This is a genomic window from Flavobacterium endoglycinae (genome assembly GCF_017352115.1).
GTDB classification, from domain to species: Bacteria; Bacteroidota; Bacteroidia; order Flavobacteriales; family Flavobacteriaceae; genus Flavobacterium; species Flavobacterium endoglycinae.
Genome location: NZ_CP071448.1, coordinates 1,989,772 through 2,002,004, shown reverse-complemented (window position 1 = coordinate 2,002,004; position 12,233 = coordinate 1,989,772). Strand labels below are relative to the sequence as shown.

The window sequence follows — 12,233 nt, the reverse complement described above, 5'->3', positions numbered from 1 at the left end:
AAAGTATTTAAAGCTAAACTCAAAAAATACATAAATTTGAAAAAAAAATCTATTGAAAAAATATTTGGTACAATTCAGGCCGTTTCTAGTTTTTATAGGCACTTTCTTTGCGGCTTATATTGTGCTTACGGTATTGTATAAGCTTTATCTAAATAGTTTTAGCACGACTGAAGTGGACGGAATTACTCAGTTTGTCGGCAAGAATGTCGAACATTTGCTGGAAGCATTTGGTTACGATGTCGATGTTCAAAGAAATATAGGCGCTTCTGGTCTTCAGGTTTTTTTTCAGAATGAATATTTGGTGAGAATTATTGAAGGCTGTAATGCAATAAGTGTTATTATCTTATTTATTTCGTTTGTACTTGCTTTTTCGGGTAAATTAAAAGCTACCTTATTATATATCCTTTTCGGAATCGTATTGATTTATATTTTAAACGTTGTACGAATTGCATTATTGACAGTTTTGTTATTTCATTTTCCCGAAAAAGGACATTTTCTACACGGAGTTGTTTTTCCTTTAATTATCTATGGCGCTGTTTTTATCCTTTGGGTTATTTGGGTAAATAAATTTTCTAAATATGCTAAATAGTCTTTTACAGCATAAAGGTAAAATTCTAATTTCTATTGGAGTTATTTTCTGTTTTGCCTTAATCAGGACATTCGAAAATTCATTGTTTTACGATCCTTTTTTAGAATATTTCGAATCAGAATTTACGAATGTGCCGTTGCCTGAAGTTGACTCTTTTAAGCTTTTTTATAATTTGATATTTCGCTTTGGTTTAAATACAATTTTATCTCTGATTTTAATTTATACACTTTTTCAGGATAAAGGAATTTTAAATTTTACGGCTATTTTATATTCTGTTTTTTCGATTTTGCTTTTTGCGGCGTTTTTTATAATTATAGAATACTTCCCAAATAGCAATTGGCTTTTGTTTTATGTGCGAAGATTTATCATTCAGCCCATATTTGTGCTTTTGTTTATTCCGGCATTTTATTACCAGCTTCAAAATTCAAAAAAATAACATTTCATTAGAGTTTATCGCAGAATCTTTAGATATATTTGCAGTATGAAAAAATGCACTGTTTTACTATTGGCTTTTCTCTTGTTGGTTTCCAACATAGGGTTTGCTTTTGATGTGCATTATTGTGGAGGAAAAATTGCTTCTGTATCTTTAAATACCAGCGTTTCTGCTAAACCAGAGAAAAAATGTTGCGGTGAAAAAGAAAAAGTATCCTCCTGCTGTAAAGATAAAGTGGTTCATTTTGAGAAAAAATCAGATGATGCGACTTTAAAAATCTTCTTCTTTCAGTTAGCATTTCCTGCTGTAATTGAAGAATACAAACCAATTGCTTTTTTATCGGTTCCGAATTTTAAAAGCAGTCAGATTATTTCGTATTATTCTGATGCGAATGCGCCCCCCTTATTCAAATTATATCACCAGTATATTTTTTATTCCTGATTTTAATGTTTTAGAATCAAGTCATTTCGTGTGGCTTGAAATGTAATGTTTGTGTGTTTCTTATTTTGAGAAACAGCATTCAAAAATCTAAACAACATTAAAGTCTTTTTTTATGCAAAAAAATATCATGCTTTTTGTGGTGTTTTTGCTTTCTGTTCCTATGTTTTCACAAGAAAATCTGGAAGAAGTAAAAATCACAAAAAAGCAAAAAGGAATTAAAAAATCCTATACACTTACAGCCAATACTTCATTAATTACGAGTAAAGAGCTTTTAAAAGCAGCTTGTTGTAATCTGGCAGAAAGTTTTGAAACGAATCCGTCTATTGATGTCAATTTTTCGGATGCATTAACAGGAACAAAACAAATCAAAATGTTAGGGCTTACAAGCCCGTATTTAATGATTACAGAAGAAAATATTCCTTCTGTGCGAGGTGCTTCACAGGCTTACGGATTGTCTTTTACACCGGGAACATGGATTGAAAGTGTTCAGATTACCAAAGGTGCAGGAAGCGTTATCAATGGTTATGAAAGTATTTCTGGACAAATTAATACAGAACTTCTAAAACCATTAAACGACATTCCGTTTTTTCTAAATGCGTATGGTGCTACCGATTCAAGATTTGAATTGAATACACATTTCAATAAAAAATTATCAGATAAATGGGCCACAAGTTTATTCGTTCATGGAAATGCACGTGTCGCCAAAAATGATATGAACAACGACGGTTTCTTGGATAATCCGCTAGGAAAACAAATCAATGTTTTAAATCGGTACCAATATTATGATGCCGAAAGCGGACTGGTGAGTTTTATCAATTTCCGATATATGAATGATAAAAAACAAACTGGAGAACTTGATTTTGATAAAGATCGTGATCGTGGTACAACCAATCACTGGGGATCAGAAATCAATACAGAACGTTTTGATGTTTCTACAAAAATTGGTTATGTTTTTCCTGATATGCCGTATCAGAGTATTGGTTTTCAAAACTCATTTAACAGCCACAAACAAGATTCTTATTTTGGTTTAAATCTCTATGATATCAGGCAAAACAGTTTCTATTCGAATTTGATTTTCAATTCGATTATTAATAATACGATGCATAAATTCACAACGGGTTTGAATTTTACATACGATCAATATCAAGAGTTTGTGAATATTGTGGATTACAGCCGAATTGATAATTCTGTTGGAGCTTTCTTTGAATATACCTATGATAATACCGATAATTTCAGTGTAATTTTAGGTGGACGAGTAGACAACAGCAACCGATTAGGATTTTTTGTAACGCCGCGTTTACATGTTCGTTACAATCCTTGGAAAAATGGAGTACTTCGTTTTTCTGCTGGAAGAGGCAAACGTTCGGCTAATATTTTTGCCGAAAATCAGCAGTTATTTGCCAGTTCAAGAACTTTTTCAATTTTAGATAATAATGGAAAAGTATATGGGCTAAATCCAGAAATTGCATGGAATTACGGAATCAGTTTTTCTCAGAAATTCAAACTATTTAATAAAAATGCCGAAGCTGGTTTTGATTTATACCGAACCGATTTTCAAAATCAGGCGATAGTAGATATTATGCAAAGTCCGCAGGATGTTTTGTTTTACAATCTGAAAGGAAGCTCTTTTGCCAACAGTCTGCAGGTTGAATTTAATTATGAGTTGATTCAAAATTTGAATTTGAGAACAGCTTATAAATATTATGATATCCAGACGGATTATTTGAGAGGAACTTTCCAGCGTCCGCTTCAAGCAAAACATCGTTTTTTGGGGAATTTAGAATACGAAACGACTGCAAGTGATGAAGGAAAACAATGGAAATTCGACTATACATTTAACTGGTCTGGGAAACAACAGCTTCCTTACACGGCTTCTAATCCTGCTGAGGATCAGTTTCCTGATTTTTCACCTTCGTATGCTGTAATGAATGCTCAGGTTACACGAATTTTTTCTCCTGTTTTTGAAGTATATATAGGAGGAGAGAACATCGGTAATTATAAACAGCAAAAAGCAATTTTAGGCGCTAATGATCCATTCGGTCCAAACTTTGATGCTTCTGTAGCATACGCTCCAATTTTCGGACAGATGTATTATGCAGGATTACGATTCAAAATCAAATAAAGAATATTAATTTTACACACTAAATAGATACAAAATGAAGAATTTAATTTTAATAGCGATAATTAGTTTTTTAGGATTTACGGCTGAGGCTCAAACTAAAAAAAATAAGAATTTAAAATACACGACAGAAGTAAACGGAAATTGCGAACAGTGCAAAAAACGAATTGAAAAAGCCGCATTTGGTGTTCCAGGTGTAAAAACTGCTTCTTGGGATGTAAGCACCCACCAGCTGAGTGTTATTTTGAATGAAGAAAAATCTTCTACAAAAGATTTAAATATGGCAGTTGCAAAGGCCGGACACGATACAAAGGAAGTAAAAGCGACAGATACAGATTATAATAATTTACATTCTTGCTGCAAATACGAAAGAGAACAATAATTTTTTAGAAGCCCAAGTTGATACTTGGGCTTTTTTAATAGTTAATTTATCTTTAAAATACTGCTTTTAATTGTTGTTAAAATAAATAATCGTTAATTTCACAAGCTGATACGTATAACCAAACTCATTTTATGAATAACTTTCAATGGACCCAGTTACTAAACCCTGAATTTTATATAACTTTAAGTATCGGAGGTGTTCAGATTGGGTTATTTATTGTTCTGTTTATTGTATTCGCAGAAACAGGACTTTTTGCAGGCTTTTTCCTTCCAGGGGACAGTTTACTTTTTTTAGCAGGTATTTATAGCCGAGATTTAATTCAAAATGTTGTTTATATCCCAGGTGATTTCATAAATGTATTTTTGCTTTCTACTGCAGTAGCTTTAATGGGAGTATTAGGTAACATGACAGGTTACTGGTTTGGAGCAAAAAGCGGTTATTACTTATTTAAGAAAGAAGATACTTTCTGGTTTAAGAAAAAATACCTTTTACAATCTAAAGATTTCTTCGAAAAATACGGCGGAAAAGCTATTATTTATGCTCGCTTTCTGCCAATCTTCAGAACATTTGCACCTATAATTGCAGGAATTGTTTCGATGGATAAAAAGAAGTTTATGTTCTATAATATTTTGAGTTCTTTTTTGTGGTCGTTTATTTTGATCTTTTCGGGACATTATTTATATGGTGTCTTTTTAGAACAAGGAATCGATTTAAAAGAGCATATTGAAGTTATTATTATAGTTATTATCATCATCTCTACATTCCCGGTTTTACTTAAGCTTTTAAAGAAAAAACCAACAGAGCAAATATAAAATATCATAAAAATAAAAATCCCCGAAGTATTACTTCGGGGATTTTTTTATGTCAATCTGTTGGTGAAACAGATAAAATTATTTGTCTAAAAAGAGATTTTTAAATCTCCTATATAGTAAGTCAATTGGAATTTGGAATTTAAATATTGGTATTCAAGATTACCATTCATTTACCTTATTAGCATCCATTTTTAAGAAGATAAACAGCAAAATGGTGAATCCCCAGAGTCCAGAACCTCCATAAGAAAAGAAGGGCAGAGGAACCCCAATTGTTGGGAAAATACCAATAACCATGGCAATGTTAACGAAGAAATGTATAAACAGAATTCCGGCAACACAATATCCGTAAACCCGACTGAATTTTGTTTTCTGTCTTTCAGCTAAATAAATTACTCTTAAAAACAGACAAGTGAAAAGCAAGATAACGACTAAAGAGCCAACAAAACCCCATTCTTCTCCAACGGTTGTAAAGATGTAATCTGTATGTTGTTCTGGCACGAAACCTCCTTTTGTCTGCGTACCTTCTAGGAAGCCTTTTCCAAGCCATCCTCCAGATCCAATCGCAATTTCAGATTGATTGGTATTGTATCCAATACCTTTCATATCGACGGTTTTACCCAATAAAATATTGAAACGATCTCTGTGGTGCTGTTTAAAAACGTTGTCAAATACATAATCAACAGAAAGAACAAAACCAGAGATTACCGCTAGCATAATAGCACTTAAAATGATATTTCTGTCTACAGCTCTTCCTTTAAAATGAATAATCAATAGTACTCCAAGTGAAATTAAAATAACCACATATGGTTCTAATACGAGTGTAAGGACGAATAATAAAATGGTAATAAATCCTGTCCATACATACCACGAAGGAAGTCCTTCTCTAAATAAAACCAAAATGAAAACGCTGTAAATTAAAGCACTTCCTGGGTCAGGCTGTGGTAAAATTAGCATTACTGGAAGAAAGACGATTGCTAAAGCCTGCAGCTGCCTGTTGGTTTCTTTTAAATTTATTTGAGTGTCACTTAAATATTTGGCCAATGCCAATGAAGTTGCGGCTTTTGCAAACTCTGAAGGCTGAAGGGTAAAACTTCCAATAGCGTACCAGCATCGCTGACCTGCAATTGTTTTTCCAAAAAGAAATAATCCGGCTAAGGACAAAAGAGAAACACCGAAAATTATACTGGCGTATTTTTCATAAAATTTTCCGTCAACAAAAAGCACAACAAAAATTAAAGGAATGGTACATCCAATGAAAATCAGCTGTTTTTGATAAGTGCCGTCAGTTGATAATAGAGAAGATGAATAGATATTCAGCCAGCCTAAAGTTACCAACGCAATGTAGATAAAGACACTTATCCAATCAATATTATTTTTTACACTTTGATTTTTCATTTGAAATAATCTTTCTTAGTTCTGTTTAGTAGTGTCTATTGTTGTTTTCTTAGCTTCAGTTTTAGGAGCTTCGGTTTTTGGTTTTACGATTTTTGCTTGTAAAATAGAATCTTTTGGTACCGATTCAATTTTGCTAGCTTCGTTCATTCCGCCCAGTTTAGCATATTCAGCAGCCAAACTTTTGTTTAAAACTCTTGTTTCAAGATCTGTTCTCGTAATTTTATGTCTCAGATATTTCTCTATCATTAAACTCGCAATAGGTCCGGCTACGTTGGCACCAAAACCTCCGTTTTCAATCATGATTGCAATAGCAATTTTTGGATTATCTTTTGGAGCAAATGCTACGAAAATAGAGTGGTCTTTAAGCTGTGTTCTTTTACCATTAATTTTAGCAAAGTTCTCAGCAGTACCAGTTTTTCCGCAAATATCAATTCCGTTTACTTTAAGTGCATAAGCTGTTCCTTTGTTATATACATCAAACAAACCGCTGATAACTGGAGGGAAATATTTCTGGTCAATCGTAGTCGTATGTTTTGTGGTAAACTTAGCATCAATTTTCTTACCCTCAATTTTCTTAATGATGTGAGGCGTGTAATAATATCCTTGATTTGCAACAGTTGCCATCATGTTTGCAAGCTGAATCGGCGTCATTAAGACCTCTCCCTGTCCAATCGCGTTAGATACAATCGTTGAACTTCTCCATCCGCCATTAGGATAAATTCTTTTATATGTTTTTGATGTTGGAATATTTCCTCTTTTACCTGTTGGTAAATCATATCCCATAAATTGTCCTAAACCAAAACTTTTTACGTGATCACTCCAAACGTCAACCGCTTTTCCAGGATCTGCATATTTGTTTATGGTCAACATGTAAGCTTGGCCAAAGTAGGTGTTGCAAGAATTGTAAATTCCATTATGAAGCTGATGAGGTCCAAAACCGTGGCATTTCATAAAACGTCCGCCTCCATAACTAAATCCGTGATGACACATAAAAGTCGTTTGTTCGTTTACAACGCCTTCCTGTAAAGCCACTAGTCCAGTTAAAATTTTAAATGGAGAACCCGGAGGATATTCTGCTAAAAGTCCTCTGTCATATAATGGTTTGGCGATAGAATCATGATATAAAAGCGTGTAGTTTTTAGATCTTTGTCTTCCAACTAAAATTCCCGGATCATAAGAAGGAGCTGTAACTAAAGCAAGAATTTCCCCTGATTTAGGCTCGATTGCTACAATTCCACCTCTTTTATTAATCATTAATTCTTCTCCGTATTTTTGAAGTTCTGCATCAATAGTTAAATTGATATCTTCTCCAGCAACGGCAATCGTATCGTATCGTCCTTCTTTATAAGGGCCAATTTCACGGTTGTATTTGTCTTTCTGAATGTATTTTACACCTTTTATACCGCGTAAAATTTCTTCATAACTTTCTTCTACACCTTGTTTTCCAATTAAATCCCCGCTGTTATAGTACGGATTCTGTGCAATTTGTTTTTCGTTTACCTGCGTAATGAAACCAAAAATATTCGCGCCATAATCTACTTCGTAATCACGAAGAGAACGTTTCTGGAAGTAGAAACCTTCGTATTTTCTGATTTTCTCTTGAAAAGCAGCAAATTCGTTTTTATTTAACTGAGATAAAAATACAGATGGAAGTCTCGGACTATAAACTTTTGCTTTTGCAATTCGTTTATCGTATTCTTCTCTTGTAATATTTAAAAGTGCGCAAAATTCGGCCACATTAAGATCTTCTTTGATATCTCTTGGGATTACCATGATGTCATAAGAAGCTTGATTGGCAACCATAAGTTTGCCATTTCGATCATAAATATAACCTCGTTCCGGGTAGTCGTAGACCTTTTTTATCGCATTATTTTCTGATTTCAATTTAAATGAATCGTCGACAATCTGCAGATAGAATATCCGAATCACTAGCAAAGACGCTGCAATAATAATTAAAGAGGGCAGCAAGACTTTTCTCATCGTTTATTGGGCTTAATAAGATAAATTATTATAATTGAAGTGATAATAGTAAAAATGGTGCTAAAGAGTGTTCGGAGCAATACATCGATAATGAACTTAAACTGAAATGCTTCTAATGTAAACAGTACAATATGATGTAATAAAACCGAGACCAGAATAAATGAAAACCGTTCTGGTGTTAATGATTCGTTTAGTTTAATGGTTTGGTATTCATAACTTAATCCGAAAGAGAACTTGAAAATATAAGGTCTGTAATACGATAATATTAAGCAAGCTGTTGCGTGAGTTCCTCCCGAATTACAAAACATATCCATTACCAGCCCTAATAAGAAACTCGAAATAATCAAACCAGCTCTATTACTGTTTACTGGATATAATATGATGTATAAAATATAAGGGAATGAGCTTATGTATCCTAGAAAATTCATGTTATTGAAAATAACAATTTGAACTGCCAGCAGTATAATGAAACGAAAAATATTTACTAACAAAGCGCTATTCATTTTTTTCTTTGCTTTTGTTTTCTAGATTAATAAGTTCTTCTCTGTCTTTACTTTTAATTATGTAAACGTGTCCTAGATTCGTCATGTCATTAAATAATTTAACATTTATGACGTAGTAACTGGTGTTCTTTTTAATAAAGATTTTATCTACTGTACCAATGTTGATTCCCTCAGGGAAAATTACAGATTGTCCTCCCGTAACAATAGTATCACCTTTTCTGATAGATGCTAATCTAGGGACATCTTCAAGCTGTACAAATCCTGTGCTTTTTCCGTCCCAGGTAAGAGAACCAAAATGATTTGATTTTTTGATTTTAGCATTAATCTGAGACTTCATATTCAAAATACTTACTACAGTTGAGTAATTTGGAGAAGTATTGTCTATAACACCCACGATTCCTAAACTGTTAATTACTCCCATATCTTGTTTAACTCCTTCATTTCTTCCGGAATTTAATGTGATATAGTTTTCGTGTGTATTGTATGAGTTATGAATTACCTTGGAAACGATGATATCTGCTGGTTTTACCCCTTTAATACTATCAGGTAGCGGTGCTTTGGTAGTGTCTTCTTTATTAAATAAAAGACTTTTTAACCTTGCATTCTCTAATACAAGTTCATCATTTTCGGCTCTTAAATTCAAATATTCGTTTACACGATTAATTCTTTCATAAACACCTCCGCTTAGAAAATTAGCCGAACTGATTACTCTGCTTCTGTGGTAAGAATGCGATTGAATTGTGAGCGTCAACGAAATACCTAAAAGCAGCAAAAACAGCAATCGATTACTGTTTCTTATAATGAAATTAAAAATTTGCTGCATTTCTTGTCTGGTTATTTTGTTTCAGGATATGCTTTAAGGTTTCAGATTTTACAAGGGTCAAATATTAAAAATCCGACCCTTATAAAAGTAAATTGATTGTTATTTTAGATCTTATTTAATTAAGATGCTTTTAAATTTTGCAATGTTTTTAAGAGCCATTCCTGTTCCGCGTACAACTGCTCTTAATGGATCTTCGGCAATGTAAACCGGTAAATCTGTTTTTTGAGAAATACGTTTGTCAAGACCTCTTAACATTGATCCTCCACCAGCTAAATAAATACCAGTGTTGTAGATATCGGCAGCTAACTCAGGTGGAGTTTGAGATAATGTTTCCATTACCGCATCTTCAATACGCTGAATCGATTTGTCTAATGCTTTTGCAATTTCACGGTAAGAAACATCAACTTGTTTTGGTTTACCAGTAAGCAAATCTCTACCTTGAACAGACATATCTTCTGGTGGTCCATCTAAATCTTCGATAGCCGCTCCAATTTGAATTTTAATTTTTTCTGCGGTACTTTCTCCTACGAAAAGGTTATGCTGTGTACGCATGTAATATACGATATCATTTGTGAAAACGTCACCTGCAATTTTTACAGATTTATCACATACAATTCCGCCTAATGCGATAACTGCAATTTCAGTTGTACCACCTCCAATATCCACAATCATGTTACCTTTAGGCTGCATAATGTCGATACCAATACCAATTGCCGCTGCCATTGGCTCATGGATCAAATAAACCTCTTTACCATTTACTCTCTCACAAGATTCCTTCACCGCTCTCATCTCCACTTCAGTAATACCAGAAGGAATACACACAACCATACGTAAAGCTGGGGTAAACATTCTTTTTTTCAATGCAGGAATACTTTTAATGAACATATTGATCATTTTTTCCGAAGCATCGAAATCAGCGATTACACCATCTTTCAAAGGCCTTATAGTTTTGATGTTTTCATGTGTTTTACCTTGCATCATGTTGGCTTCTTTACCAACAGCAATGATTTTGCCAGATACTCTATCACGTGCAACGATAGACGGACTATCAATAACAACTTTATCATTATGAATGATTAAAGTGTTTGCGGTTCCAAGGTCTATCGCAATATCCTCGGTCATGAAATCAAAAAATCCCATAAGTTTTTTAGGGGTTTAAAATGTTATAAAATAATTTATCGAACAAAGTTAAACAAATTAATGTTTAAAATGACGTGTTCCTGTAAATACCATTGCAAGATTGTTTTCATTGCAATAATTTATGCTTAATTCGTCTTTTATCGAACCTCCTGGCTGAATTACAGCAGTTATTCCTGCTTTTTTGGCTAATTCTACACAATCCGGAAATGGAAAAAATGCATCACTTGCCATCGAAGCTCCGTTTAAATCAAATCCAAAAGCCTTTGCTTTGTCAACAGCTTGAATTAAAGCGTCAACTCTTGAAGTCTGACCTGTACCAGAAGAAATCAATGTTCCGTTTTTAGCAAATACAATAGTGTTTGATTTTGTATTCTTGCAGATTTTAGAAGCAAAGATCAAATCTTCGATCTCTTGAGCAGTAGGTTCTGTAACTGTAACGGTTTTTAAATGCTCTTTATTATCTGTAATATTATTTCTGTCCTGAATTAACAATCCGTTAAGACAAGTTCTTACTTGACGAGATGGTAATTCAACTTCATTTTGAACTAAAATAATTCTGTTTTTCTTTTCTTGTAAAACTGTGATTGCTTCATCATCATATGATGGTGCGATTACCACTTCGCAGAATAATTTATTGATTTCTTGTGCCGTTTCTAAATCAATTTTTGTGTTTGAAATCAAAACTCCACCAAAAGCAGAAGTTGGATCACAAGCTAAAGCGGCTAAATAGGCTTCGCTGATTGTTTTTCTTGAAGCCAAACCACAAGCATTGTTGTGTTTTAGAATAGCAAATGTTGGTCCGTCTGTTTTAAATTCAGCAATTAAATTTACAGCAGCATCAACATCTAATAAATTGTTGTATGATAATTCTTTTCCGTGCACTTTTTTGAACATAGCGTCAAAATCGCCAAAGAAAAATCCTTTTTGATGAGGGTTCTCACCGTATCTTAAAACTTGACCATTTGCAATGCTTTCTTTGTAAATAGTTTCGTCAGTATTGAAATAATTAAAAATAGCTCCATCATAGTGAGATGAAACATGGAAAGCTTTTGAAGCAAACAATCTTCTGTTTTCAAGAGTTGTACTTCCGTCTTGTTCTGTAATAATATCTAAAAGCAAGCTGTATTCGTTTACAGAAGCTACGATTACAGTGTCTTTAAAGTTTTTAGCACCAGCGCGGATTAATGAAATTCCTCCAATGTCAATTTTTTCAATAATATCTTGCTCACTTGCACCTGAAGCAACAGTTTTTTCAAAAGGATACAAATCAACAATTACTAAATCAATTTGAGGAATGTCAAATTCTTTCATTTGCTGTACATCGCTCTCGTTATCCTGACGGTTTAAGATTCCTCCAAAAATTTTCGGGTGAAGTGTTTTTACTCTTCCGCCAAGAATTTCAGGAAATGATGTAATATCTTCTACTGGAACTACCGGAATTCCAAGGTTTTTAATGAATTCTTCTGTTCCTCCAGTTGAGTAAAGTGTTACGTTTTGCTCGTGTAATTTTCTAACGATTGGCTCTAATCCATCTTTTGAAAAAACAGAAATTAACGCTGATTGTATTTTTTTTGTTGTGCTCATTGTGTAGTTATGATTTTCAGACTGCAAAAGTA

At 33.4% G+C, this 12,233-nt stretch carries 12 protein-coding genes; 6 read left to right on the top strand and 6 right to left on the bottom strand.

Going from position 1 to position 12,233, the window contains the following annotated elements; all coding sequences use genetic code 11:
* The first annotated feature begins 52 nt into the window (after positions 1-52).
* The 6 genes from xrtF (at position 53) to J0383_RS08635 (ending at position 4,776) form a co-directional block, all read left to right on the top strand.
* Entirely contained in the window at positions 53-589 is a 537-nt protein-coding gene (gene xrtF, locus J0383_RS08660; protein ID WP_207298008.1) for an exosortase family protein XrtF, read from the top strand.
* Positions 579-1,025, top strand: coding sequence for an exosortase F system-associated membrane protein (locus tag J0383_RS08655; protein WP_207298007.1), 447 nt, complete (start codon positions 579-581; stop codon positions 1,023-1,025). The genes xrtF and J0383_RS08655 overlap by 11 nt, the downstream gene beginning before the upstream one ends.
* Before the next feature lie 45 nt (positions 1,026-1,070).
* Positions 1,071-1,463, top strand: a complete 393-nt coding sequence (locus J0383_RS08650; RefSeq protein WP_207298006.1) for an HYC_CC_PP family protein — start codon at positions 1,071-1,073, stop codon at positions 1,461-1,463.
* Positions 1,464-1,575: 112 nt separating this feature from the next.
* Complete coding sequence (locus tag J0383_RS08645) at positions 1,576-3,585, top strand: TonB-dependent receptor plug domain-containing protein (protein WP_207298005.1); 2,010 nt, start codon at positions 1,576-1,578, stop codon at positions 3,583-3,585.
* 34 nt (positions 3,586-3,619) lie between these two features.
* Positions 3,620-3,964: a heavy-metal-associated domain-containing protein gene (locus J0383_RS08640; RefSeq protein WP_207298004.1), complete on the top strand. Its 345-nt coding sequence runs from the start codon at positions 3,620-3,622 to the stop codon at positions 3,962-3,964.
* 131 nt (positions 3,965-4,095) lie between these two features.
* Positions 4,096-4,776: a DedA family protein gene (locus J0383_RS08635; RefSeq protein ID WP_207298003.1), complete on the top strand. Its 681-nt coding sequence runs from the start codon at positions 4,096-4,098 to the stop codon at positions 4,774-4,776.
* Between the two features lie 159 nt (positions 4,777-4,935).
* Here J0383_RS08635 and rodA read toward each other — a convergent pair whose 3' ends face one another.
* The 6 genes from rodA to purH form a co-directional block, all read right to left on the bottom strand.
* Positions 4,936-6,171 (bottom strand): rod shape-determining protein RodA, encoded by a 1,236-nt coding sequence (gene rodA, locus J0383_RS08630; RefSeq protein ID WP_207298002.1) that lies wholly within the window; start codon positions 6,169-6,171, stop codon positions 4,936-4,938.
* Positions 6,172-6,186: 15 nt separating this feature from the next.
* On the bottom strand, positions 6,187-8,151 hold the full coding sequence (gene mrdA, locus J0383_RS08625; protein ID WP_207298001.1) for a penicillin-binding protein 2: 1,965 nt from the start codon (positions 8,149-8,151) through the stop codon (positions 6,187-6,189).
* Positions 8,148-8,654 carry a rod shape-determining protein MreD gene (locus J0383_RS08620; protein ID WP_207298000.1) on the bottom strand — a complete coding sequence of 169 codons (507 nt, stop codon included), beginning with the start codon at positions 8,652-8,654 and terminating at the stop codon, positions 8,148-8,150. Before J0383_RS08620 ends, mrdA begins: the two co-directional genes overlap by 4 nt.
* A complete protein-coding gene (gene mreC / locus J0383_RS08615) occupies positions 8,647-9,477 on the bottom strand; it encodes a rod shape-determining protein MreC (protein ID WP_207297999.1) in 831 nt (276 codons plus the stop codon). The genes J0383_RS08620 and mreC overlap by 8 nt, the downstream gene beginning before the upstream one ends.
* A 111-nt stretch (positions 9,478-9,588) precedes the next feature.
* A complete protein-coding gene (locus J0383_RS08610) occupies positions 9,589-10,617 on the bottom strand; it encodes a rod shape-determining protein (protein ID WP_008466528.1) in 1,029 nt (342 codons plus the stop codon).
* Positions 10,618-10,674: 57 nt separating this feature from the next.
* A complete protein-coding gene (gene purH / locus J0383_RS08605) occupies positions 10,675-12,201 on the bottom strand; it encodes a bifunctional phosphoribosylaminoimidazolecarboxamide formyltransferase/IMP cyclohydrolase (protein WP_207297998.1) in 1,527 nt (508 codons plus the stop codon).
* Positions 12,202-12,233: the final 32 nt, after the last annotated feature.